Here is a 25,214-nt window from a genome sequence, read left to right on the forward strand (position 1 = left end):
ACATGCAGGGCCCTGAGGACGATGCTGGCCTCGCCGGCAAGGTGGCGCTGATCAGCGGCGGCGGCGCCGCGGGCGACGGCATCGGCAACGGCCGCGCCGCAGCAATTTTGTTGGCTCGCGCCGGCGCAAATGTACTGGTGGCCGATCGCGACCTCAAGCTCGCCGAGCGCACCGTGGAGATGATCGCAGCCAACGGCAGCACGGCCGCGGCCCATGGCGGCGACGTCACCAGCGAAGCTGATTGCAAGAAACTGGTCGAAGCCGCGCTCGATCGTTGGGGCCGGCTCGATTTTCTCGACAACAATGTCGGCATCGGCAGCCGCGGCAGCGTGGTCGACGAGGCGCCCGAGCAATATCGCCGCGTCATGCAGGTCAATGTCGAGACCATGTTCCTGCTCTCCAAGCACGCGATCCCCGCCATGATCAAGACTGCCAAGGGCGGCGCGATCGTCAACATCTCCTCGATCTCGGCGCTGCGGCCGCGCGGATTGACGACCTACACGACGTCGAAAGCAGCCATCATCGGCCTCACCCGCGCGATGGCGGTCGATCACGGCCGCGATAACATCCGCGTCAACTGCATCTGCCCCGGGCCGATGTATACGCCGATGGTCTATGCCCGCGGCATGAGCGAGCAGGCGCGTGCCAATCGCGCCAGGGCCTCCGTGCTGAGAGTCGAAGGCACCGGCTGGGACGTCGGCCACGCCGTCAAATTCCTGCTCAGCAATTTTGCGCGCTATATCACCGGCCAGGTGCTGGTGGTCGACGGCGGCGTGACGCTGCAAGCCCCCGAACGTGAATCACAAGAACACTAGCAGAAGGAATGAGTCGGATGGCCCGCCTACCCTATCTCGAGGCCGACCAGGTCGCGCCCGAATATCGCGACATGCTCAAGCGCAACACCAATCTGCACAAGCTCCTGGTCAACTCGCCGGAGATGGCACGCGCCTTCAACGGCATCGGCGGCTACATCCGCTTCGAGAGCAAGCTCGACCCACGGCTGCGGGAGTTGGCAATTCTTCAGGTCGGCTGGATGGAGAAGTCGGAATATGAATTCACCCACCATGTGAAGATCGGCAAGGAATTCGGCGTCACCGACGAGGACATCGCGGGCCTGATGTCGGAGACCGAGGGCAAGCCCTCGAAGCTGGAGCCGCTGGCGAGAGCGATCCTCAAAGGCGCCCGCGAAATGGTGCGCGAGCTCGCGATGTCGGACGCAACCTTTGCCGAGATCAAGGCACAACTTTCCGACGAGCTTATGGTCGACCTCGTCCTGACCATCGCCTTCTATTGCAGCGTGGTGCGCGTGCTCGCCACCATGAAGATCGACAACGAGCCTTACTACAAAGAGGTACTCCAGCAGTACCCGATCCCGGGAGTGAACTGACATGCGCTTGAAAGACAAGGTCGCGATCGTCGTCGGCGCCGGCCAGAGCCCCGGCGAAGGCATGGGCAACGGCCGCGCCACGGCGCTGACGTTCGCGCGCGAGGGCGCGAAAGTGCTGTGCGTCGACCATCATCTGGAGTCGGCGCAGGAAACCGCCGCGATGATTGCCGCGAAGCAAGGGATCGCCGCAGCCTTCAGGGCCGACGTCACAAAATCCACCGACATCAAGGCGATGGTGGCCGACGCCCAGGCGCGCTGGCGCCGGATCGATGTGCTGCACAACAATGTCGGCGTCAGCCTGTCCGGCGGTGACGCCGAGCTGCTTCAGCTGACCGAAGAGGCGTTCGACCGTATCGTCGCCATCAATTTGAAGAGCTGCATCCTGGCGGCGAAAGAGGTGATCCCGATCATGCGCGCCCAAAACAGCGGCGCGATCATCAATATCTCTTCGATGGCCGCGATCACGACCTATCCCTACGTCGCCTACAAGGCGACGAAGTCGGCGATGATCGCCTTCACCGAACAGCTCGCCTACCAGAACGCCGAATACGGCATCCGCGCCAACGTCATTTTGCCGGGCCTGATGAACACCCCGATGGCCGTCGATACCCGCGCCCGCGAATGGTCCAAGACCCGCGCCGAAGTCGAAGCCGAACGCGACAGCAAGGTGCCGCTGCGCAAGAAGATGGGCACGGGGTGGGACGTCGCGAACGCCGCACTATTCCTGGCGTCGGATGAGGCGAATTTTATCACGGGTGTGACGCTGCCGGTGGATGGGGGAGCAAGCGTGAGACGGGGGTGACTGAGTAGAGGCGCGCTGCCGTCCCTTCTCCCCTTGCGGGAGAAGGTGGCATAGGCGGCCTACGGCCGCCGTTCTTAAGAACGCCGATGCTTTTGCATCGGCTATGGCGCCGGATGAGGGGTTCTGTCGGCGAACTCATAGCGAGATAGACTCGCGGAGAGAACCCCTCACCCGGCTTCGCTGTCGCGAAGCCACCCTCTCCCACAAGGGGCGAGGGTGCACCTTCACTGCAGCCCGATCTAATGCGTCACGCGCCAAATCGTGCCGCCAGTATCCTCCGAGATCAGCAGCGCGCCGTCCTTCGCCACCGCGATCCCGACCGGCCGTCCCCACACCTGGGTGTCGTTCACAACAAACCCGGTGACAAAATCCTCGTACTCCCCGGTCGGCTTGCCGTCCTTCATCCGGATGCGGATCACCTTGTAGCCGGTGCGCTTCGAGCGATTCCAGGAGCCGTGCTCGGCGGCGAAGGCGTCGCTCTGGTACTCCGTCGGAAACTGCGTGCCCTGATAGAAGGTCATGCCGAGCGAGGCCGAATGCGGCTGCACCAGCACGTCCGGCACTGTCACCTTGTCCTTGAGGTCCGGCCGCGCGCCGGCATGGCGCGGGTCTTCATTGTTACCGATATAGAACCACGGCCAGCCGTAGAAGGCGCCCTCCTTCACGCTCGTCACATAGTCGGGCACGAGATCGTCGCCGAGGCCGTCGCGCTCGTTGGTCGAGCACCAGGGCAGCCCGGTCTGCGGCTGGATCGCGAGGCCGACGCAGTTGCGGATGCCGGTGGCATAGAGCTTTCGATCCTTGCCTTCGGGATCCAGGGTGAGCACCGCGGCGCGCTCGGCCTCATAGCCCCAGGACGCACCGACCGCCTGCGTGCGTGACCAGGCTTCGAGCCCGCCGGGCGGACTCCCCATGCCTTCGCCGACATTGCTCGCGGAGCCGACCGACACCAGCATGCGCTTGCCGTCGGGCGTGAACACGATGTCGCGGGTGGAATGACCCGATCCCTGCGCCAGGTTTGCCACCACGACATCGGGTTTGGCTGACGCCTTCAGATCGCCGGCGTGATAGGGGAAGCGGACGACGTTGCCGGCATTGGCCACATAAACCCATTGCGGATTGTCGCCGTTCGGGAAGAACGCGATGCCGAAGGGGCGGGTGAGCCCGCTGGCAAAGACCTCGTTCGTTGCGACCTTGGCGCCGCCCTCCCCGAGGCGCAGCACGCGAATGCGCCCTGGCCCGGTCTCGGCAACGAAGATGTCGCCATTCGGCGCGACGCGCAGCACGCGCGGGTCGGACAGGCCGTCAGCCAGAAGGTCGATCTTGAATCCCTCTGGCACGAGCGGCGTGGCGCCGCCACGCGCGGCCACCCGCGTGGAATTGGAAACCGACGGCGAGGCGCCCGGTTTGGCCAGATCCTGCGGGCGGATCAGCCTGACCACGCCGGGCTTGTCGGCCTGCCAGCTGCCGTAGGCGTCCTTGCCTTGCAGCACAGGCTCGGCCTGCACGCCAGCGCAGGCTGCCAAAAGCCATACGGGCACCATCATGTGCGAAACATGATTCTTCACGTCATCTTCCTCCCGGACTTATCTGCCGAATCCCACGTCAGCTCATGCCCGCACGATGTGCAACAGCGTGCGCCCATCGTACTGGAAAACAACGCGGATCGGTGCGACACATTGTAGGGGCACGGCCGCCGGTTGCGGTCATCAAAGCTGCGGCATTGGTGTCGCGATTGATGGGGTGATCATGTGGGGATCGATCTTATCGGAATGGGCGAGCCTGCTGCTGCGCTGGCTGCATGTGGTGGCCGCAATCGCCTGGATCGGCAGCTCCTTCTATTTCATCGCCCTCGATCTCAGCTTGAAGCCGAAATCTGACCTGCCGGACGGAGTGGGGGGCGAGGCCTGGCAGGTCCATGGCGGCGGGTTCTACCGGATCATGAAATATCTGGTGGCGCCGACCCAGATGCCGGACGAGCTGACCTGGTTCAAATGGGAGGCCTACACCACCTGGCTGTCCGGCTTCGCACTGATGGTGGTGGTGTATTATCTCGACGCCGACCTGTTCCTGGTCGACAAGTCGATCCTCGACCTCACGCCAATCCAGGCCGGGCTGTTCAGCCTCTCGAGCCTGGCGCTGGCCTGGCTGCTGTATGAGGTCGCCTGCCGCACCGGGCTTGCGCAGCGCGAGCTTCCCTTTGCCATCGGCGGCTATCTGTTCCTGGTCGCGTTGACCTACGCCTTCACCCACGTGCTGAGCGGGCGCGGCGCCTTCAACCAGATCGGGGCGATCGTCGGCACCATCATGGTCGCCAACGTGTTTACGGTGATCATCCCGAACCAGAAGAAGATCGTCGCCGCCCTGATCGCCGGGAAGGCGCCCGACCCGAAGCTCGGCAAGACCAGCAAGGAGCGCTCGGTCCACAACAACTATCTGACGCTGCCCGTGGTCGTGCTGATGATCAGCAACCACTATCCGCTGCTCTATGCCACCCGCTTCAACTGGATCATCGTCGCGATCGTCCTCGCACTCGGCCCGGTGATCCGCCACTTCTTCAACGAGGGCCATGCCGGACGCAAATCGCCGTGGTGGGTGTGGGGCGTGGCTGCGGCCGGCGCGATCGCGATCCTCTTCCTCTCCGCCGCAGGCCCGCGTGAGGTCAAGACGGGCGCGCTGTCGGCGCCAGTCACGGTCGCCAATGTCGAGGAGATCGTGATGTCCCGTTGCAGCATGTGCCATGCGTCCGAGCCGGTCTGGGCCGGCATCGTGACCGCGCCAAAGGGTATCCTGCTCGACGCGCCCGAGCACATCCATCGCAACATCCGCCTGATCGGACGCGTGGCCGCTTGGTCGAATGCGATGCCGCCCGGCAACATCACGGAAATGACCAGCGAGGAACGGGCCATCCTCGCCGCCTATATCAGCGGACAGGATCGCTGACGCCGTCGGCCTTCGCGTCGATCGAGCTTCACGCGGAACGAAATTCCGCATTTCCCGCCGATTTGAAAATGACTTGGGCGCCTATCCGGCGTAGATAAGGCCAGCGGCCACAGGTCGCCGTCAATTTGCATTTGCCGCGGGGAAATCACAGTGGCCCTCAAGAACGTCATCGGTATCGACCACGCCGTGGTCATGGTGAAAGACCTCGACAAGGCCGCCGAGAATTACAGGCAGCTCGGCTTCACCATCTCGCCGCGCGGCACCCACAGCGCGCATATGGGCACGGGCAACTACACCATCATGTTCGACCCGGACTATATGGAGCTGCTCGGCGTGCTCGCCGCGACCGAGCACAATGCGCCGGCGCGCGCGTTCCTCGACAAGCAGGGCGAAGGCATCGAGCGCGTCGCGTTCACTGCGGTCGATTCCGCCGCCGGTGCGGAAGAGATCCGCGCGCGTGGCCTTACGCCGATCGGCCCCACCGATTTCGAGCGGCCGGTGACGCTGCCGAACGGCACGATCTCCGCCGCAAAATTCCGCACCTTCATGTGGCCGACCGCGGAAGCGCCGGGCGGCGTGCGCATCTTCGCCTGCCAGCACAAGACGCGCGAGACCGTGTGGATTCCCGAGTTGATGAAACACGCCAATGCGGCCAAGCGGATCAGGCAGGTGCTGATCGCAACACCCGAGCCCGCGAAGGAGGCGGCGCATCTGGCGCGCCTGATCGACCGCGAACCGAAGGCTGATGCCGACGGCGCGGCCACCGTGCCCTCCGGCGGCGATCGTGCGGACTTCGTTTATCTGACGCTGGAACAACTCGGAAAGCGTTATCCCGGCGTGCCTCTCGCCGGTCTCTCCGAGCGCGGCGGCGCGGCCCTGGTGCTCGTGAGCGGCGACCTCGCAGCGACCGAGAAGGCGCTGGGTTCGGCGGCGTTGCGAAGCGGGGCCGCGATCTGCGTGCCGCCGGCCAAGGCCAACGGCACCCTGCTCGCCTTCATTGCCGGTTGATTTGAACCAATTCTTTAACGCGTGTTTACCCGGCGGCCCTAGGATTCCCCCAATCCAGGCCGCTCGGGACTACGCGCATGTTCAAAGAGGAATCGCCGATCGCTTACGACGCGCCGGCCGAACTGAAGAAGTGGCCGTCGCTGAAGGGCGAACGACAGAAGGACAGAGGTCCTCCTTATCTCGTCTACAACGGCACGCTCGCCGACTGCGTCCGTGAGCTCATGGATAAGCCGATCAAGGGCATCTCGCTCTACGACATCATGACGAGGCCGCAAGCAGCGTTCGAGCAGACCGTGCTGTCGCCCGGCGATGCCGCCGAGATCGCGATGCGCAAGGATTTTCCCAAGGCGTAAGCTCCACACGCCTCCCGCATGACCGCTCGCAATATTGCATGTCCCCGCGGCTCCCGTAGATCCGCGGGGCTGACGCCGTATTTTCCGCAAAGGGAATACCGTACTAACACCGGCGGTCTCCCGGAATCGCAGCTTCGCCGCAATTACGGTTAAGAAGTCCTTCTCACCGGCGCATGCGCTGGTCGTTCCCCCACAGTTCGAGGACTTTGACCGAGATGCGATTTCTCGTCGCGGCTTGCGCTGCGTTCCTGATTCTGATGTGCGACGTCGGTTCGCCGCCGTCCTGGCAAGCCTCACATCTCGACAATGCAGCGCCAAAAGCCGATCGCGCACCTTCGCCGGTCCCCCTCGTCGAGCTCTTCCTCGCAAGCGTGCAGGCCATCGCGCTCGCGAATGCGCGGGCGTCGTACGAAGAGACGACCGAGCCGACGCGCGCGGTCGAAACCCCCGCTCAGGCCCCGGTTTCACCGACTGAACAATTCTGTCACGCACTCCGGGAAGCGGCCGAGGAGAGCGGCATTCCCGTCCCCTTCTTCGCCCGCTTGCTCTGGCAGGAGAGCCGTTTTCGTTCCGACGAGGTCAGCCAGGCCGGCGCCCAGGGCGTCGCGCAGTTCATGCCAGAGACGGCCGCGGAGGTCGGGCTCGATGATCCCTTCGATGCCATGAAGGCGCTGCCCGCATCGGCGAAATTTCTGCGCAAGCTCCGCGACGATTTTGGCAATCTCGGCCTTGCGGCAGCCGCGTACAACGCAGGTCCGGGCCGCATCCAGAAGTGGCTCGCGAAGGAGAGCGAGCTGCCACGCGAGACGCGCGACTATGTCCGCATCATCACCGGCACCAGGGCTGAGGACTGGACCGAGCGCTCGGAAGCTCTGGCGATCCGGATCGACCTGCCGCGCGAAGCGCCTTGCGAGGGTATCGGCAGCCTGTCCAAGACCAAAGACGTCGCCTGGGTTCCGGTCAAACTGACGCCCGCGGTCGCCAATATCATTCGCAAGGCCGAGCAACTGGCGGCGCGGCTCTCGGCAAATCGTGCACGCAAGCGGTTCGCATCCTTGCTCAGGAAGAGCGGCTCCGCCCACGGCAAGGCGCGCAGCATGATTGCAGCGCGCGCGGCCGGAAAGAACGCGAAGAGCCGCGCCATCCGCGTCGCATCCACCGAACGCTGAGCCGTCAGACCGGCTTCTCGTCATCGGTGACCGGGGAGGTCACCACCAGAAACACGAGATCGGTCAGGCCGGAATTCGAGATCGCGTGCTCGACGCCGGGCGGCAGGAAGATCACGTCGTGCTTGCGCACGACATGGCTCTTGCCCGCGATCTCCATCAGGCCCTCGCCGTCGAGCACGTGATAGACCTGCTCCTGCACCTTGTGATGATGCCGCGCGACATAGGCCATCGGCTGGTACATCGAGATGCGGTAGTCGATGTGGTGCGAACCCGCCGTCTCCGCCATCACCAGCGGCTTCGACAGCGCGCCGCCAAAATGGTTGGGGAATTCGCGCCAGGGCACCTCGGCAATGTTACGGATGAAGGCGCCGTTGCTTTCCTCGGCCATGATCGTGCTCCCTAATTCACCAGCGCGCCGCCGTCGATATAGACGATCGAACCCGTGGCGAAGCCGTTGGTCATGAAGCTTGCGATCTGCTGAGCGATGTCCTCGGCCATGCCGACGCGGCCGACCGGCAGTGCGGCAGCCGTCTTCGCCAACATCTCCTTCCGCGCAGCTTCCGGCATTGCCGCCCGGATCGGCGTGTCGATCACGCCGGGTGACACTGCATTCACGCGCACCGGCGCAAGCTCGAGCGCAAGCGCGCGAGCCAGCGACTCCAGCGCGCCATTGGCCGCACTGACGATCGCCGAATTCGGCCGCGGCCTGACGCTGAGAAAGCCGGTGACGAGCGTGAGCGAGCCACCCGGCCGGATGTTGGCCTCACGTGCGACACGCCAGGCGCCCCAAAACTTGCCTTCCATGGTGGCGCGCACATCCTCCATCGCGACCGTCTTGAACGGCCCGGTGCGCAACTGCGCGGCTGTCAGCACGACGTGATCGACCGGACCGGTGCGGCGAAACAGATCGGCGACGCTTTGGTCGCTGGTGACATCCGTGGGAATGGCCGTCACCTTCAGCCGCTCGGCAACGGGATCAAGTTTTGCAGCACTGCGTGAGGCGATGACTATTTCGGCGCCTTGCGCCTTGGCCAGTTCCGCCGTGGCGAGGCCGATGCCTGAGGAGCCGCCGACCACGACGACCTTTTTGCCTGCGAGCGTCATTCCCATCTCCCGTAATTTTCTTGATTGACGATTTAAGAACCGCGCGATCAGCCCGGCTGGAAGCGCGTCCCGATGCCGGCCTTGCTTTGGCCGAGGCCCGGCAATTCCCACACGCCGGCGCCGACTGGGTTGATGTCGGCCGCGATATCGACGTCGATCAGATAGGGCTTGTTGGCGGCGATGCCCTTGCGGATCGCCTCGCCAAGATCTCCCGCGCGGTCGACCCGTACGCCTTCAACGCCGCAGGAGCGCGCCATCGCCGCGAAGTCGGGATTGTAACGTTGGCCCGTCTCCGGATGCTTGAAGTCGGTGGCGAGCTCGCGGCCACCGAGATAACCGCGCTGAAGCCCGCGGATCGAGGCATAGGCGTAGTTATTCCAGACCACCCAGACCACGGGCAGATTATATTCGACCGCGGTGCCGAGCACGTTGGCATGCATGAAGAAGGCGCCGTCGCCGCAGACGGACACGCAGGGCCGATCGGGTGCGGCGAACTTCGCCCCCATCACGCCGGCGACGCCGAAGCCCATTGGGCCGAACCCCATCGAGCCGATCAGCGAATCCGGCCGCTTCGGCTTGCAGAAGCTGAGCAGCCAATTGTGGTGCACGCCGATGTCGGAGACGAGGATCGCATCCTCCGGCAGCGCCTTGTCGATCTCGGCGGCCGCACGCTGCGGATTGATCGGCGTGGTGTCGTCGGAGAAGCCAGGCGCGACGAACTTGTCCCACTCCTTGCGATAGGTGTCGATCTGCGCCAGCCATTTTTTGCGCGCGTCGGACTTCTTGAACAGGTTGTCGCGGCGATCGAGCTCGGCATGCACCTGGCGCAGAAAGGTGCGAACGTCGGCCATCAGCCCAAGCGCGACGGGATAGTTGCGGCCGATCTCCTCTGGATCGATATCGACGTGGATCAGCCTGGTCGGCGGGATCGTGAAGGAATAGCCGGGAATCCACGAACTCGAGGTGCGGTCGTCGAAGCGGACGCCGAGCGCGAGCAGCACATCAGCCTGACGCGTCGCGTGATTGGCTTGATAGTGGCCGGCGCGCGCGACGAGGCCGAGCGCGAGCGGATGATTGACGTCGAGCGCGCCGAGCCCGCTCGCGGATGCCGCCACCGGGATCTGGAGCCGCTCAGCGAGCTTGCGCAATTCATCCGCCGCTCCGCCATAGCGCACGCCCTGCCCAACCAGCATCACCGGCCGTTCGGCCGAGAGCAGCATGTCGACCGCCTTCTCGACGCCTTCGGGGTCAGCACCGCAGCGGCTGGAGATGTTGGCGCTCCAATCGGCAGCCTTCGGCGCTTCTTCGGCAGCCGCCTCCATGAAGACGTCGTAGGGCACGTCGATCACCACAGGCCCCGGTCGCCCCGTGACCATCGTCTTCCAGGCCTGCCGCACCGCGAGCGGCACCATCTCGCCGCGCGTCGGCTGGAACACCTTCTTGCACATCGTGCGTACCGTTGAGGGGAAGTCCGCCTGATAGTGCCGGTACATCTCCTGGAACGCACCGCGGTTGAACTGGCTGGTCGGCACATTGCCGGTGATCGCCATGAACGGCACGGAATCGAGGTAGGCATTCGCAAGCGAGATCGGCAAATTGGCCGAGCCCGGTCCGCAGGAGGTGAAGGTCGCGGTCGGCCTGCCCGAGACGCGGTAGTAGACGTCGGCCATGAAGCCGGCGACGCTCTCGTGATGCACGGATATCGTCTTGATCTCTGAGGAGCGCTCGTACAGCGCGTCGATGAACTGGATGTTGCCGTGGCCGCAGAGCCCGAACACCTGCGGCACCTTCTCCTGGATCAGATAATCGACAATGACCTGGGCGCCGTTGAGCATATTTCGCGACATCAACCGTCTCCCTCTCGGCCCGAAGACGTCTTGTGTACCGATGCGGAAACGCGGCCGGTCATCATTGGGCCGCGGGCACCCTATTTCTCATAATGCTGTACGTCAATTTATATTGTGGTAGTCTGTCGATGTGAGGGAACGCGAGGCTCCGCGCCGACGGCCGTGCAGGTTGCGTGCTACTGTCGCAAGAACGGAGCCAGACGATTCACCAGAGGGGGCCTTGTCCTTGAGATCGCGCACCAAGCCTACCACCGGCGAAAAGCCCGCAAGCCCGCGCAAGGTCGCGATTGCCAAACTCATCCCGGTGCCGCAAGCCAATGGCGACGACGAGGCCGACGACAAGCAGCGCGTCGGCGGGGTTCAGTCGCTCGGCCGCGCCTTCTCCATCCTTGAAGAGGTGGCGCGCCATCGCGAAGGGATTGGGCTTGCGGAGCTGAGCAAGCTGGTCGGCCTGCACAACTCGACGACCTTTCATCTGGCGAAGACGCTGGTCTCGCTCGGCTACCTTCGCCAGGAGAAGGACAACAAGCGCTACCGCATCGGCCGCCCGCTGTTCGCGCTCGCCGCAAGTGCGCTCGACGAGATCGAGATGGTCAATGTCGCCACGCCCGTGCTGGAGGAGCTATCGCGCCAGACCAGCGAAAGCAGCCATTTTGCAGTGCGGATGGGCGATGCCGTGGTCGTCATCGCGCGCACCAGCGGCCCCGGCGCGTTCCAGCTGACCGATCGCGTCGGCGTGGTGCGCCCGGCCCATTGCACCGCGCTCGGCAAGATCATTTTGGCTTCACTCCGCCCCGAGCAGCTCACGCGGTTCATCGATCGCGTCGAACTGAAACCGTCGACGCCAAAATCCATCAGCGATGTCGGCGCACTGATGCGCGAGATTGCCGAGGTGCAACGTACCGGCGTTGCCTTCGACGACGGCGAGTTCAACATGGAAGTGCGCTGCGTCGCCGTGCCCGTGACCGACTTCACCGGACAGGTGATCGGCGCGCTCGGCATTTCCGGCCCGATCTGGCGGCTCTCCAACCAGGCGCTGCACGCCAGCGCGCAGGTCGTGCAGGCCGCGGCCGACCGCCTGTCGGCCGAATTCGGCGCCAAGAACGCTGCAGAGCGCACCGCGCGGAAGACGATCCCGCAAAAAGCCTGAGACGCGCACAAGCGGCGATTTTGCCGGTTGACACCGGCGAGCGCGTTCGGGATTATCCTCCAGCATTAGAAAAAGGTCTCTCACAATACCGGATAGCCGGTTTTGAAGGGAGGCACGCGATGCCCCCGGGGAGGAGACAGACATGATCCGCTACCGCAGACGGACGTTGTTGCAGGCGGGCGCAGCCTTCGCTGGCGCGTCCGTGCTTGGGTTTCCCGCCATCGTGAAGGCCCAGACGGAGAAGATCCGGATCGGGCATCTGACACCGCTGACCGGCTTTCTCGGCGTGATCGGCAGCTACGCGCAGTTGGGCGCAAAGCTCGCGGCGGAGGAGATCAATTCGTCGGGCGGCATTCTGGGCAAGCAGATCGACCTGCTCTCGGAAGACTCGATCAACCCCGCCACCGCCGCCACCAAGGCGCAGCGCATGCTGGAGCAGGACGGCGCGGTGGTGCTGCTCGGCGAAATCTCCTCGGCCTCCTCGCTGATCATCATGCAGGTGGCCGAGCGCAACAAGAAGGTGTTCTTCTCGACCGGCGCGCGCTCGGATGCGCTGCGCGGCAAGAACTGCAACAAATACTCGTTCCACTGCGACATCCCGAACACCGTGATGGTGAACGCGGTCGGCACCGCGCTGTCGCAGAAGGGCATGGTGAAGGGCAAGAAGTTCTTCACGCTCACGGCCGACTACATCTTCGGTCACGACCTGCTGAAGGCGGCAAAAACCTTCTTCGGCGCGCACGACGCGAATTTGATCGGCGACGAGCTGATCGCAACAGACGTCACCGACTTCAGCCCCTATCTGCTGAAGGTGCGCCAGGCAAAACCCGACGTGGTCTGCTGCAACCTCGCCGGCAACCAGGTCACCAACCTCGTTAAGCAATATGCCGAGTTCGGCTTCCCCTATCCGCTGGTCGGCTTCAATCTCAACACCGGCGACGCCTGGGCCGCAGGCGCGGGCAATCTCAGTGGCACCTGGCCGACCGTCTGGTATCACACGCTGGACAATCCGGCGTCGCAAGCCTTCGTCGCGGCCTTCAGCAAGAAATACGGCAAACCGCCAGAGAACCATGCCTGGATCGACTACGTCACGCTGAAGCTGCTCGCCGAAGCGATCAACACCACGAAGTCGACCGACAGCGGCGAGTTGATAGGCTATTTCGAGAAGCAGGCCCAGTTCGACATCGGCAAAGCGCGAAAAGCCTATTTCCGCGCCTGGGATCATCAGCTCGTCCAGGAAGCCTATCCGTTCACGGTCAAGCCGAAGGACCAGATGAAGGACCAGTGGGACATGCTGGTGCTGGGCGATGCGGTGCCGGCCGCGAACGATCCGCTCGAGACGATCTATCCGACCAGGGAACAGAATCCCTGCGAGATGAAGGCCTGACGCGCGCGCGCACGCCAAGGCGGACGCAACATGCAGTTCGAGTTCTTGCTGGAACAGGTGGTGAATGGCCTCGTGCTCGGAGGCTATTATCTGCTCATCGCGCTCGGGCTGTCGCTGATCTTCTCCGTCGGCGGCATCGTCAATCTCGCGCATGGCGCGTTCTACGCACTTGGCGCCTATGTCTGCGTCGAGCTGACCAAGAGTCTCGGCTTCGGCGCTGCCGTCGTGGTCTCGCCGTTCGCGGTTGCCCTGCTCGGCATCCTCTTCGAGCGCTTCATCCTGCGCCGCTTCTACACGGCCGATCCGATCCTGAGCCTGCTCGTGACCTTCGGGCTTGCGATGGTCGCCGAGCAGGCGATCCGCATGATCTGGGGTGCGGCGCCCGTCTCGACCGAGATCCCGCAAAGTTTTCGCGGGTCGGTCATCGTCGGCGACTTCCTGTTCTCGCGCTATCGCCTGCTGATCCTTGCCGTGGTCGCAGCGATCATGGTCGGTGTCTGGCTGCTGCTGCACAAGACCTCGTTTGGGCGCGTGGTGCGCGCCGGCATCCAGCGGCCGGACATGGTGGCTGCGCTCGGTATCCGGCTTCAGCCCTACATGACCGCAATCGTGGTGCTCGGCGTTGGTCTCGCCGCGCTCGGCGGCGCCTTCTTCGCGCCGATCACGACCGTGCATCCGGCGATGGGCGCCGATATCATGACGGTGGCCTTCGTCGTCGTCGTGATCGGCGGCCTCGGGAGCTTTTGGGGCGTCATCATCGCGGCTCTCCTCGTCGGCGTCGTGCGCGGCATCGCCATTCATTTCGAGCCGGCCGCGGGTGAAGCCTCGATCTACATTCTGATGTTTTTGGTGCTGCTGGTGCGCCCGCGCGGCTTGCTCGGCGAGCGCATCGAGAAGTTCGAATGAGGAGCGCCTCGACCATCGACAGGCTGAGGCCGCTGCTGATCGCAGCTGTTGCCGTCATCACGCTGCCCTTCCTGCTGCGGGCGCTTGGCTTATCGCTCAATACCGGCACCTGGATGCTCGGGCTTGCCATCGCGGCCATGGGCCTCAACCTCTGCATCGGCTATACCGGCCTAGTCTCGTTCGGCCACAGCACCTGGTTCGGCATCGGCGCCTATGCAGCAGGGTTGATCCAGCTCCGCTTCTTCCCCGGTGAGATCTGGCTGCCGCTGCTGTTGTCGATGGTGGTCGTCGCGATCGCATCGACATTGATCGGCGTGCTGATCCTGCGTCGGCGCGGCGTCTATTTCTCGCTGCTGACGCTTGCGCTGGCCGCGCTCGTCTACACCACCGCCTTCCGCTGGACCAGCCTGACCGGCGGCGAGGACGGGCTTGGCGGACTGAAGCGCGGCGGCATCGGACCCATCAGCTTCGACAGCGCGCTCAGCTATTACATCGTGGTCGCGGCGATCGGGCTTGTCGTGGTCTATGTCTTGATGCGCCTGGTGCGCTCGCCGTTCGGGCATGTACTGGTCGCGATCCGCGAGAACCAGTTGCGCGCGAGCTTTCAGGGCTATCCGGTCGAGCGCTACAAGCTCGCGGTGTTCGTGATCTCCGCCGTGGTGACGGGTCTCGCCGGCGCGCTGATTGCGTTCCTGAACTATCTCGTCTCTGCCGAAGCCGTCTCGGTGCCGTTCGCGGGTGAACTGCTGGCGATGGTCGTCATCGGCGGTATGCGCAGCCTGCTCGGACCTGCGCTCGGTGCGGTGTTCTTCATCTTGTTCAGAGAACTGTTCTCGATCTGGACGTCGGACTGGCTGTTCTGGTTCGGCCTCACCTTCGTGGCGTTCGTGATGTACTCGCCCGGTGGCCTCGTCGGCATCGGTTCGCTGGTGATGCGCCGCTTCCGCCCAGCACCAGAAGAATCCGCTGCGATGAGCCGGCGCAAGATCTATGACGGCCTGCCGCTGCCGGACTTTTTGCGGCCGGAGGCACTGACGGGCACGGTGCTCGAGGTCAGCGGCGTGTCGCGAAAATTCGGCGGCATCCGTGCGGTGGAGAATGCGAGCATCACCATTGCCGCCGGCGAGATCCACGCACTGATCGGGCCGAACGGCGCCGGCAAGACCACGCTGTTCAACCTGATCTCCGGCCTCTACGCACCTGATCAAGGCACCATCCGCCTTAGGGGGAACGACATTGCCGGCGTGCCGGCGAATTTGATCTGCCATCAAGGGCTGGCGCGCTCGTTCCAGATCACCAATCTGTTTCGCGGGCTCTCGATCTACGAGAATTTGCGCCTGTCGCTCCAGGCGCGCCGCCCGATGCGCTTCAACATCTGGAACGACATCGACGCGTACAAGGACATCCATGCCGAGACGGTCGCGCTGACAAAATTCCTCGGGCTCGAAGGCATCGAGGAGATCGAAGGCGGCGAGCTCTCCTATGGCGGACAGCGACTGGTCGATCTCGGCATCGCGCTCGGCTCCAAACCGCAAGTGCTGCTGCTCGACGAGCCGCTCGCAGGGCTTGCTGCGGCCGAGCGCGAGCGGGTGTCCAATCTCGTCAAGAACATCGCGGCGAACATCCCCGTGCTGATCGTCGAGCACGACATCGATCGCGTGCTCGGGTTCTCGCAGGTGGTCACCGTGATGAATCAGGGCGAAGTCCTGATGTCCGCCTGCCCAAGCGCGGTGCGGGCCGATCTGCGCGTGCAGGAGATCTATACCGGCAAGGGCATTCCCGCCGTCGAGCATCGGCGCAGCGACGAGGCGTCCGGTGGGCACGAGACCGTGCTGCGGCTCGACCGCGTCAACACGTTCTACGGCAAGAGCCACATCCTCACCGACGCCGCGCTCGATGTGCGCGACGGCGAGATCGTCGCGCTGCTGGGCCGCAACGGTGCCGGCAAGTCGACGCTGCTGAAGACCATCGCCGGCCTCGTGCCGGCGGCATCCGGCACGATCGAATATCGCGGCGCGGATATCGCTGGCGTCCCCGCTCCCGACATCGCGCGGCGCGGCATCGGCTATGTGCCGCAGGGCCGCGGGCTGTTTGCTGGCATGACCGTGCGCGAAAACCTCGCGCTCGGGCGTCTCGCCCGCAAGACCGACGGCAGCGACGGCGTGGTCTGGAACGAGGAGCAGATCCTGCAATATTTCCCGCGCCTGAAGGAGCGCATGAACATCGCAGCCGATTATCTCTCCGGCGGCGAGCAGCAAATGGTCGCGGTCGCCCGCGCCATGTCGGGCAATGTCCGCCTCCTCCTGCTCGACGAGCCGTTCGAGGGGCTTGCGCCGGCTGTGACGCTCGAACTTTTCAAAGTATTCGACCAGCTCCGCCGGCACATGTCGATCGTGATCGTCGAGCACAATCTCGACCTCGTGCTGGCGCTCGCCGACCGCGTCTTCGCGCTGGAGCGCGGCGCAGTGTTCCACCAGGGGCCAGCGGCGCCGCTGCTCGACGATCTCGGCTATCGCAAGCAGATCCTGTGGCTGTAGCGACGTCTCAATCAGACTTGATGTTGGCTGCCGCCACCACCTCGGCAAGCTCCTTGGTCTCCTTCGCGATCTTAGCGGTGTACTCGGCCGGGCTGAGCACACTCACCACGCCTTGCGAGCCGAGCCGCTCCTCGACGGTCGGATCCTTGGCCGCCGCGACGATCTCCCGGTGCAGCGTCTCGAGGATCGGCGCGGGTGTGGTCTTCGGCATGAAGAAGCCGACCCAGAACGAGAGATCGAAGCCGGGATAGCCGGCCTCCGCGACCGTCGGCACATCGGGCAGCGACGGCAGCCGTTCGGCCGAAGACACCGCAAGCGCACGCAGCTTTCCGCCCCTGACCAGCGGCACCGCGGAGAGCGGATCGAACACGGCGAGCACCTCCTGCGCAAGGATGCCGACCTCGGAGGCGGCGCCGCCGCGATAGGGCACGTGGATCATCTTGATGCCCGCGCGCTCGCTCAAAAGCTCCATCGCGAGATGCGCGAGGTTGCCGTTGCCGCCCGAGCCGTAAGCGAGCGCGCCGGGCGCGGCCTTCGCCGCAGCGACGAGATCGGCGACGGTCTTGATATCAGCGGTCTTGGGATTCTCCGGATTGACCACCAGCACGAGCGGCGCCGAGACGACGGTGGTGAGCGGCGCGAAGTCTCTTTCCGGATCGTAGCGGATATCCCTGAACAGCGTCTTGTTGAGCGCGATCGTGGACGAGTTGCAGGCGAGCATGGTGTAGCCGTCGGCGTCCGCATGCGCCACGCCCTCGGCCGCGATCATGCCGTTGGCGCCGGCACGGTTCTCGACCACGAAGGGCTGCCCGAGCTTGGCCCCGAGCCGGTCGCCGATGATGCGCGCGACCACATCGACCGGACCGCCGGCGCTGAAGCCGACCATGATCTTGACCGGCCGCACCGGATATTTTTGCGCGATGGCCTGCGTCGACAGCGCAGAGGCGCAGAGGCCGGCGATGAGCGCCAACAGGCGGGCCGTTCGTTGCATTCGTTCTCTCCCCGGACCTCAGTGCCGCCTGTGCTTGTTGTTGGTGCGACGCGTTCGGGGATCATGATGAGCGGCCGCACCGATTTTCGCAATCGCGTTTCCGCATCAGCACCGCCGCGCATTCCGTCGCACGGCAGGTCAGCGGCGGAATCCAAGCAAAAGCGCGAAAACAACCCCATACACAGTAGACAACACCAGTCGAAACAAGGACTTGCGCGGAAGGTGATTTCGTGTATCCCGAAAACCCGTTTGACCCGTCGGGCAAAACAGGGGCATGATGGCATCATCGCGACAATCGTCGGTGCCCGCGGCACCTCCTGATCATGGGCGCCTCAACCCGGCTGCGCGTAACCTCCCATCAGCATCTGAAAAATCGTAACCGCCACCCAGCAAGGCGCGATTGGCTTCGCTCGCCGCGAGGTCCCGCGTGCCTGCACCGGCAAAGGACACATCGCATGACGACATCCCAGACACAGAGCGAGACGGTGCCCATCGTAGCACGCGATCGCGCCGCGCTCATCGCAAGCCCCAAGGTCAAACTCCGCCGCAGGCGCATCCTGATCGACCACCCCGATCCGCAAGCCGGCGAGCGACTGCTGGCCGAGGCACTCGGCGCCGTCGACCGCGACGCGCTGCATGGCCTCTTGAGCCAGCTGGCGAAGGCCAGCGCGGTTGCGCGGCGGCCGGACCAGGGCAATCTCGCCTACATGATCTCGATGCTGAAGAGCATCGCGCCCAAGGACTCGCTGGCGGCGCAGATGGTGTGCGTTCACGTCGCGACGATGCGCTGCGCCTGTCGTCTCGCCTGCACCGACGACGTACCGCAGCAGGAGAGCCTCACGCGTGCGCTGACCCGGCTGGCTCGTACCTACGCAGCCCAGATGGAGGCCCTGAGCCGGCATCGCAGCAACGGCGCCTGCGCGATCACGGTGCGGAATTTGTCGGTGCAGGATGGCGGCAAGGCCGTCGTCGGCAATTTCACACAACATGCGAGCCTGATCGCGGCGCAGCCGGGCCTGGCGGACGCGGCGGCCGTCACCGCATGAGCCACGCCCGCAACACCGGCCCGATGCAGACGAGCCCGCGCTGCGGCGCGCGGACACGCAACGGCGAGACCTGTCGCGCGCCAGCGTTGCACGGCAAGACGCGCTGCCGCATGCACGGCGGAGCATGGGGATCTGGTGCACCGATGGGAAATCAGAATGCGCGGACGCACGGCGCCTTCACACGAGACCGGATCGCAGAACAGAGGCCGATCCGGACGTTGCTGGACGAGACGCGAACGCTGCTGATCGAGATCATGTCAGACTGTCCCCCGAAGAGACCGGCCCAGCGAAAATGAGCCATTAATAGACCATTTTGCAGCATATGGTCTGATTATGGACCAGTCAATTGACGGGTCGACCTGTTTGGTCTATAAGCGGATCGCTTAGCCCCATACGATCGATTAATGGATCATTGATGCCAAAAAAAGCGAGACCTTATTCCCGCTATGCCAAGGATGCGGCTGTCCTGCTGGGCCAGCTCATTCACAAGGCGCGCATCGAGCGGAAGATGACGGCCGAAGAGCTCGCCATCAGGGCAGGCCTTTCGCGCGGCCTCTTGCGGCGTGTCGAGAACGGCGATCTCGGCTGCACGCTGGGCGCCGTCTTCGAAGCCGCTGCCGTCGCGGGCGTCCCGCTGTTCGATAGCGACGAGCGGGCTCTGACGAGCGCCCTCGCCGCGAACTCCGCTGTGATGAAGCTCTTGCCGAAATCCGTGCGCACGTCCCCAGAGACGGTCGATGATGACTTCTGAAAAGAAACCGACAGAGGCCTTCGTCTGGGTCTGGCTGCCGGGCGCGACCACACCTGTGGTCGCCGGTCGACTGTTTGCGGCGGGCAACCAGCTCCACTTCAACTACGGACGAAGCTATCTCGCGCGCAACGACGCGATCTCGCTCTATGACCCGGAGCTGCCGCTGCGGAGCGGCGCACTTTCACTGACGCCGGGCTTGATGATGCCGAATTGCATCCGCGATGCCGCGCCGGACGCCTGGGGCCGCCGCGTCATCTTCAACAGGAAATTCGGAAAGAGCGGCAAGGACGTCGATACCGGCGAAATCGATGAGCTGACCTATCTCCTCGAATCCGGCTCGGACCGCATCGGCGCGCTGGATTTTCAGCTCTCGGCGGAGAGCTACATCCCGCGAGAGGCTTCGGCAGCGTCGCTTGCAGAACTTCAGGCCGCGACCACGCTGGTCGAACGAGGTGTGCCGCTCACACAGGAGCTTGATCGGGCCCTTCTGCACGGAAGTTCGATCGGCGGCGCCCGGCCGAAAACAATGATTACTGCGAACATTCAAAAATATATCGCCAAGTTCTCATCGCAGAACGACGTCTATAACGTCGTGAAAGCGGAGTTCGTGGCCATGCGACTTGCAGCAAAGGCTGGACTTGCCGCGGCCCCCGTCAGCCTCGACCGCGCCGCCGGAAAGGACGTTCTGCTGATTGAACGTTTCGATCGAGAAAGGACCGGGGCCGAGTGGCAGCGCCGCGCGATGGTGTCCGCGCTGACACTGCTCGAACTCGAGGAAATGATGGCGCGTTACGCAAGCTATGAGGACCTCGCGACGATCGTGCGCCACAGGTTCACCTCGCCCAAGGAAACTCTCCGCGAACTTTTCGGGCGGATTGTATTCAACATACTCTGCGGCAACACGGACGATCATGCCCGGAATCACGCGGCATTCTGGGATGGAAAGGAACTCGCGCTGACGCCCGCCTACGACATCTGCCCGCAAGCCAGGAACGGGGGAGAGGCAACGCAAGCGATGTTCATCACCGGAGAACAACGCACCAGCCAGATCACGATCTGCCTGCAGGCTGCGCCACTCTTCCTTCTCGACCTCCATGAGGCAACCGAGCTCATTGCCGGACAGATCAAGGCGATCAAGACATTCTGGAAAGACGCGTGTGACACGGCAGCGCTCTCGGAGGTCGACCGCAACTTCCTGTGGAGGCGGCAATTCCTCAACGCCTTCGCCTTCATCGACGCGCCGGAAGCCCTGGTCAAGCTCGCCGCATGAGACAAGCGTAGATTCTGGTCGGAGCCGCGCAGCATCGCATCGTCAACGCACCGTCACGTGAGCGGAACCCAGCGCACCTCGCAAAGCGCGCCACTCGATCATGGACGATGGGCCCCGCAGCACCGAGCCGATTCCGAACCGTCACTCTGCTGCAAGGACCTTGGATTTCTTCAGGGCGACCTCGTCGACGATGTCCAGATCGCCGTCGTCGGGAGAGCCCATGTCCTGGTGATCCTGTCCCGCGTGTCGTTTCGGACTGAGCCATTGTGAGACGCGGTCGAGATAAAGATAGACCACCGGCGTGGTGAAGAGCGTCAGGACCTGGCTAACCAGCAGACCGCCGACCATGGCGTAGCCGAGCGGTTGGCGGAGCTCCGAGCCGGTGCCGTGGCCCAGCATCAGCGGCACGCCGCCCAGCACCGCCGCCATCGTCGTCATCAGGATCGGACGGAAGCGCAGCAGGCAGGCGCGGCGAATGGCCTCAACCGGCGACATGCCGTGATCCCGCTCCGCCACGATCGCGAAGTCGACCAGCATGATGCCGTTTTTCTTGACGATGCCGATGAGCAGGACGAGGCCGATCAGCCCGATCAGACTGAAGTCGAAATGGAAGATCTGGAGTGTGGCGAGAGCGCCGACGCCGGCTGACGGCAAGGTCGACAGGATCGTCAGCGGATGAATGTAGCTCTCATAGAGCACGCCAAGAATGAGATAGACCACGACCAGCGCCGCGACGATCAGCAAGGGCACGGAAGACAGCGACTGCTGGAACGCCTGCGCCGTTCCCGCGAACGTGGAGGTGACGGCAGCCGGCACGTTCAGCTGCTGTTCCATCGCCTCGATCGCCTGCGTCGCCTGGCCGAGCGCGACGTTGGGCGCCAGGTTGAAGGAGATCGTCACCGCCGGGAACTGGCCCTGATGATTGATCGCCAGCGGCCGCACTGGAGCCGTGGTCCACTTCGTGAACGCCGACAGCGGCACCTCGCCTCCCGTGGTCGGCGAATGCAGATAGATCTGCTCCAGCGTGGACGGATTTTTCTGGAGCGAGGGCAGCACCTCGAGAACGACGTAATAGGTGGACAATTGGGTCGAATAGGTCGCGATTTCCCGTTGCCCGAAGGCATCATAGAGCGTGGCGTCGATGACGTCGGGGGTGATCCCGAAACGCGCTGCCTGGTTGCGGTCGATCGACAGCGTCAGCGTCGTGCCTGATGTCTGCTGGTCGGATGCGACGTCGCGCAGCTCGGGCATCCCCTTCATCTTGTCGAGCAGCCTGGGCGCCCATGTGTTGAGCTGGTCCATGTCGGTCGACTGCAAGGTGAACTGGAATTGCGTCCGGGAGGCCCGGCCGCCGACGCGGACGTCCTGTGCCGACTGGAGATAAAGGCGCGAGCCCTGAACCTTCGCCGTCTGGCCCTGCAAGCGGCGGATGACCTGGTCGGCCGAGGCGGTGCGGTCATCGCGCGGCTTCAACGTGATGTACATCGTGCCGTCGTTGAGCGTGTTGCCGCTTCCGCCCATGCGCATGGCCACGTGATCGATCGCCGGATCCTTCAGCACGATCGTGCCGATCTCCTGCATGTGCCTGGCCATGTCCGCGATCGACACGTCCTGTGAAGTCTCGACGATTCCGGTGATCAGCCCGGTATCCTGCTGCGGAAAGAACCCCTTGGGGATGATCACGAACAGATAGACCGTCAGGGCGATCGTGGCGAAGAACACCATCAAGGTGGCGAAGCGGAAGCGCAGCACCAGGTCGAGGCCGCGCTCGTAGCCGTCCACGAGGCCCTGGAACATCCGCTCGCTGAGCATGTACAGCCTGCCGTGATGCTCCTCGTCGTGCGATTTGAGGAAGCGCGATGCCATCATCGGCGTCAACGTGAGCGACACGAAGGCCGACACGACGATCGTCATCGCCAGCGTCACGGAAAATTCGCGGAACAGGCGGCCGATGATGCCGCTCATGAGCAAGAGCGGGATCAGCACCGCGATCAGCGACACCGAGATCGAGATGATCGTGAACCCGATTTCGCTCGCGCCCTTGATCGCAGCGGCCATCGGCGTCTCGCCTTCCTCGATGTAGCGAGTGATGTTCTCCAGCATCACGATGGCGTCGTCGACCACGAAGCCGACTGCGATGGTAAGGGCCATCAGCGACAGATTGTCGAGGCTGTAGCCGGCCATCCACATCAGCGCGCAGGCGCCGAGCAGAGCCAGCGGCACCGTGATCGACGGGATGATGGTGGCCCACACGCTGCGCAGGAAGACGAAGATCACCATCACGACGAGGCCGATCGTGAGCAGCAGCGTGAACTGCACGTCCTTCACCGCCGCGCGGATGGTTTGCGTGCGGTCCGACAGCACCGAGATCTTGATGGCCGGCGAGATGCCCGCCTGGAGATGCGGCAGCTGCTTCATGACGCTATCGACGGTATCGATGACGTTGGCGCCGGGCTGCTTGAAGATGACCAGGAACACGCCGGGCTTGCCGTCGACCCAGCCGTACTGGGTATTGTCCAGCGGCGCACTGACGGCATGGCCGATGTCGCCGACACGGACAGGACTGCCGTTCCGGTAGGAGATGACGATGTCGTCCCAGGCCTCGGCCTTGGTGAACTGGTCGTTGGCATACACGGTGTAGGTGCGGGTGTCGCCGTTGAGCGTTCCCTTGGGATTGTTGACGGTGATGACCGAGAGCGGCGTGCGCACGTCCTCCAGCGACAGGCCCTTGGCAACCAGCTTGGCGGGATCGATCTGGACACGGATCGACGGCGCCTGCTGTCCGCCGACACTGACCTGGCCGACGCCGCTGATGTGGCTGATCGCCTGTGCGAGCTTGGTGTAGATCTCGTCCGACACCTGCGTCATCGGCAGTGTCGTCGACGTCGCGCCAAGCGTGAGAATGGGAGAGTCCGCCGGATTGACCTTTCTGTAGGTCGGCGTGCTCGGCATGTTCTTGGGCAATTGCCCGCTCGCCGCATTGATCGCAGCGAGCACGTCGGATCCCGCGCCGTCGATGTTGCGCGACAGATCGAACTGCAGAACGATCTGGGTCGAGCTGGTCTGGCTCGACGACGTCATCTCCGAGACGCCGGGAATCAGGGCGAATTGCGATTCCAGCGGCTGCGCCACCGAGGACGCCATCGTCTCGGGATCTGCGCCGGGAAGGCTGGCGGAAACCTGGATGGTGGGGAAGTCGACTTCCGGCAGCGGCGCCACCGGCAATTGCGGATATGCGATGATTCCGACGAAGACAATGCCGACCATCAGCAGCGACGTCGCGATGGGAAGGCGAATGAAGGGAGCCGAGATACCGCCAGCCATGTCAGTCCGCCGACCCGGTTTTGGTGCCACTATTGGCATCCGCCATCGGCGCAGCCAAAGCGCCGACCGGCTTTGCGTCGACCAGCGCGCCATCGAACAGGCGCGACTGCCCGGCCACCACGATCCTGTCTCCGACGTTCAGGCCTTCGGAGACCACGGCATTTGCGTCGCCGCTTTGACTGATCTTGATCGGCCTGGCACTGACCTTGCCATCGTCGCCGATCACATAAGCGAACAGACCGGACGGCCCGTGCTGCACGCCATCCTGTGGCACGACGATGACCTGCTTGAGCGTGTCGACCAGCATACGTGTGGTGATGGACAGGCCGGGCCACAGCGCGTTGTCCTTGTTGTCGAAACGCGCTTTCAGGCTGATGGTCCCGGTGGCCTGGTTCACCGAATTGTCCATGACCACGAGCCTGCCTTGCGACAGCGTCCTGGTTCCGTCCGAAGTCAGCGCCTCGACCGGCACCTCGCCGGCCTTAAAGGCCTTGTCGATGGCCTGCAATTGCTCTTCCGGCTCGGTGAACTGCACGGCAATCGGCTGCAGCTGGGCGATGGTGACGATCCCCGTCGTATCCGCGGCATGCACGATGTTGCCGGGGTCAACCAGCCGGAAACCCATTCGTCCGCTGATCGGCGCCTTGATCGAGGTGTAACCGAGATTGGTCTGCGCATTATCGATGGTGGCCTGGTCACCCTTCAGCTGCGCAGTCACCTGATCGACCAGCGCCTGCTGGGTATCGAGATTTTGCTGGGTCTCGAATTGCTGTTTCGCCAGCGTCTGAAAGCGCTGCAAGTTCAACTGGTCGTTCCTCAGATTGGCCTCGTCCTGCGCCTTCTTCGCCACCGCCTGTTCCAGAGCCGCGGTATAAGGACGTTGGTCGATCTCGAGGAGCGGATCGCCCTCCTTCACCATCTGCCCCTGCTTGAAGGACACCTTCGTGATCTGACCGTCGACACGGCTCTTGATCGTCACCGTCTTGAACGGCGAGACGACTCCAAGACCGTAGACGTGCACGGGGAAGTCGGTCTTCTTCACCTCGAACGAGGTCACGGGGATTTTGGCCGCAGGCTGACTGGAGCTGCTTTGCGCGGATGCCGCGACGGGCTTGACGCTCCCGACGAGCTCATACCATGCGCCGCCGGCCACCGCGGCTGTTGCAAAGATTCCAAACAGCGTGAGACTGAGCTTCGGTCGCCTTGTCATATCCATGGCCATTTCGTTGCTTGCGCCTG

The 25,214-nt window shown here is 64.0% G+C and carries 22 protein-coding genes; 15 read left to right on the forward strand and 7 right to left on the reverse strand.

Going from position 1 to position 25,214, the window contains the following annotated elements:
- The first annotated feature begins 2 nt into the window (after positions 1–2).
- From UP06_RS12615 to UP06_RS12625, 3 genes are read left to right on the forward strand one after another with little or no spacing between them, the layout of a single operon-like run.
- The gene (locus tag UP06_RS12615; protein WP_045002901.1) at positions 3–815 is read left to right on the forward strand and encodes an SDR family NAD(P)-dependent oxidoreductase; all 813 of its coding nucleotides are present in this window, start codon (positions 3–5) and stop codon (positions 813–815) included.
- Positions 816–832: 17 nt separating this feature from the next.
- Complete coding sequence (locus UP06_RS12620; RefSeq protein WP_045002902.1) at positions 833–1,387, forward strand: carboxymuconolactone decarboxylase family protein; 555 nt, start codon at positions 833–835, stop codon at positions 1,385–1,387.
- Position 1,388: 1 nt separating this feature from the next.
- A complete protein-coding gene (locus tag UP06_RS12625; RefSeq protein WP_045002903.1) occupies positions 1,389–2,189 on the forward strand; it encodes an SDR family NAD(P)-dependent oxidoreductase in 801 nt (266 codons plus the stop codon).
- A gap of 239 nt (positions 2,190–2,428) precedes the next feature.
- On the opposite strand, the gene UP06_RS12630 is transcribed toward UP06_RS12625, so the two are convergent.
- Complete coding sequence (locus tag UP06_RS12630) at positions 2,429–3,733, reverse strand: PQQ-dependent sugar dehydrogenase (protein ID WP_502691263.1); 1,305 nt, start codon at positions 3,731–3,733, stop codon at positions 2,429–2,431.
- Between the two features lie 205 nt (positions 3,734–3,938).
- Here UP06_RS12630 and UP06_RS12635 point away from each other — a divergent pair, with 205 nt between their 5' ends.
- The 4 genes from UP06_RS12635 (at position 3,939) to UP06_RS12650 (ending at position 7,662) form a co-directional block, all read left to right on the forward strand.
- Positions 3,939–5,132 carry a urate hydroxylase PuuD gene (locus tag UP06_RS12635; RefSeq protein WP_045002905.1) on the forward strand — a complete coding sequence of 398 codons (1,194 nt, stop codon included), beginning with the start codon at positions 3,939–3,941 and terminating at the stop codon, positions 5,130–5,132.
- Between the two features lie 150 nt (positions 5,133–5,282).
- Positions 5,283–6,140 carry a VOC family protein gene (locus UP06_RS12640; RefSeq protein WP_045002906.1) on the forward strand — a complete coding sequence of 286 codons (858 nt, stop codon included), beginning with the start codon at positions 5,283–5,285 and terminating at the stop codon, positions 6,138–6,140.
- 77 nt (positions 6,141–6,217) lie between these two features.
- Positions 6,218–6,493, forward strand: coding sequence for a hypothetical protein (locus UP06_RS12645; RefSeq protein WP_045002907.1), 276 nt, complete (start codon positions 6,218–6,220; stop codon positions 6,491–6,493).
- A gap of 215 nt (positions 6,494–6,708) precedes the next feature.
- Positions 6,709–7,662, forward strand: a complete 954-nt coding sequence (locus UP06_RS12650; protein ID WP_045002908.1) for a lytic transglycosylase domain-containing protein — start codon at positions 6,709–6,711, stop codon at positions 7,660–7,662.
- A gap of 4 nt (positions 7,663–7,666) precedes the next feature.
- Here the strand turns inward: UP06_RS12650 and UP06_RS12655 are convergent, their stop codons facing one another.
- From UP06_RS12655 to UP06_RS12665, 3 genes are read right to left on the reverse strand one after another with little or no spacing between them, the layout of a single operon-like run.
- Complete coding sequence (locus UP06_RS12655; RefSeq protein ID WP_045002909.1) at positions 7,667–8,050, reverse strand: cupin domain-containing protein; 384 nt, start codon at positions 8,048–8,050, stop codon at positions 7,667–7,669.
- A gap of 11 nt (positions 8,051–8,061) precedes the next feature.
- Entirely contained in the window at positions 8,062–8,766 is a 705-nt protein-coding gene (locus UP06_RS12660) for an SDR family oxidoreductase (RefSeq protein ID WP_082078563.1), read from the reverse strand.
- Between the two features lie 47 nt (positions 8,767–8,813).
- Positions 8,814–10,613: a thiamine pyrophosphate-binding protein gene (locus UP06_RS12665; protein WP_045002911.1), complete on the reverse strand. Its 1,800-nt coding sequence runs from the start codon at positions 10,611–10,613 to the stop codon at positions 8,814–8,816.
- A 220-nt stretch (positions 10,614–10,833) separates the two neighbouring features.
- Here UP06_RS12665 and UP06_RS12670 point away from each other — a divergent pair, with 220 nt between their 5' ends.
- The 4 genes from UP06_RS12670 (at position 10,834) to UP06_RS12685 (ending at position 16,593) form a co-directional block, all read left to right on the forward strand.
- Positions 10,834–11,763, forward strand: coding sequence for an IclR family transcriptional regulator (locus UP06_RS12670; protein ID WP_045002912.1), 930 nt, complete (start codon positions 10,834–10,836; stop codon positions 11,761–11,763).
- Between the two features lie 142 nt (positions 11,764–11,905).
- On the forward strand, positions 11,906–13,150 hold the full coding sequence (locus tag UP06_RS12675) for an ABC transporter substrate-binding protein (protein WP_045002913.1): 1,245 nt from the start codon (positions 11,906–11,908) through the stop codon (positions 13,148–13,150).
- A 30-nt stretch (positions 13,151–13,180) separates the two neighbouring features.
- Positions 13,181–14,056: a branched-chain amino acid ABC transporter permease gene (locus UP06_RS12680; RefSeq protein ID WP_045002914.1), complete on the forward strand. Its 876-nt coding sequence runs from the start codon at positions 13,181–13,183 to the stop codon at positions 14,054–14,056.
- Positions 14,053–16,593: a branched-chain amino acid ABC transporter ATP-binding protein/permease gene (locus UP06_RS12685; protein ID WP_045002915.1), complete on the forward strand. Its 2,541-nt coding sequence runs from the start codon at positions 14,053–14,055 to the stop codon at positions 16,591–16,593. Before UP06_RS12680 ends, UP06_RS12685 begins: the two co-directional genes overlap by 4 nt.
- A 7-nt stretch (positions 16,594–16,600) precedes the next feature.
- Here the strand turns inward: UP06_RS12685 and UP06_RS12690 are convergent, their stop codons facing one another.
- Complete coding sequence (locus UP06_RS12690; protein ID WP_045002916.1) at positions 16,601–17,584, reverse strand: Bug family tripartite tricarboxylate transporter substrate binding protein; 984 nt, start codon at positions 17,582–17,584, stop codon at positions 16,601–16,603.
- Between the two features lie 455 nt (positions 17,585–18,039).
- Between UP06_RS12690 and UP06_RS12695 the strand changes: the two genes are divergently transcribed.
- The 4 genes from UP06_RS12695 to UP06_RS12710 all read left to right on the forward strand — a co-directional run bounded on the left by UP06_RS12695 (position 18,040) and on the right by UP06_RS12710 (position 20,651).
- Positions 18,040–18,630, forward strand: a complete 591-nt coding sequence (locus UP06_RS12695) for a hypothetical protein (RefSeq protein WP_045002917.1) — start codon at positions 18,040–18,042, stop codon at positions 18,628–18,630.
- A 23-nt stretch (positions 18,631–18,653) separates the two neighbouring features.
- Positions 18,654–18,926, forward strand: a complete 273-nt coding sequence (locus UP06_RS42415; RefSeq protein WP_283806028.1) for an HGGxSTG domain-containing protein — start codon at positions 18,654–18,656, stop codon at positions 18,924–18,926.
- A 119-nt stretch (positions 18,927–19,045) separates the two neighbouring features.
- Entirely contained in the window at positions 19,046–19,381 is a 336-nt protein-coding gene (locus UP06_RS12705; RefSeq protein ID WP_045002919.1) for a helix-turn-helix transcriptional regulator, read from the forward strand.
- The gene (locus UP06_RS12710) at positions 19,371–20,651 is read left to right on the forward strand and encodes a type II toxin-antitoxin system HipA family toxin (protein WP_045003050.1); all 1,281 of its coding nucleotides are present in this window, start codon (positions 19,371–19,373) and stop codon (positions 20,649–20,651) included. The genes UP06_RS12705 and UP06_RS12710 overlap by 11 nt, the downstream gene beginning before the upstream one ends.
- 141 nt (positions 20,652–20,792) lie before the next feature.
- Here the strand turns inward: UP06_RS12710 and UP06_RS12715 are convergent, their stop codons facing one another.
- A complete protein-coding gene (locus UP06_RS12715; protein ID WP_045002920.1) occupies positions 20,793–23,975 on the reverse strand; it encodes an efflux RND transporter permease subunit in 3,183 nt (1,060 codons plus the stop codon).
- Position 23,976: 1 nt separating this feature from the next.
- Positions 23,977–25,185 (reverse strand): efflux RND transporter periplasmic adaptor subunit, encoded by a 1,209-nt coding sequence (locus UP06_RS12720; RefSeq protein WP_045003051.1) that lies wholly within the window; start codon positions 25,183–25,185, stop codon positions 23,977–23,979.
- Positions 25,186–25,214 lie beyond the last annotated feature (29 nt).

Origin of the sequence: Bradyrhizobium sp. LTSP857 (genome assembly GCF_000938285.1) — a bacterium.
Classification (GTDB): Bacteria; Pseudomonadota; Alphaproteobacteria; order Rhizobiales; family Xanthobacteraceae; genus Bradyrhizobium.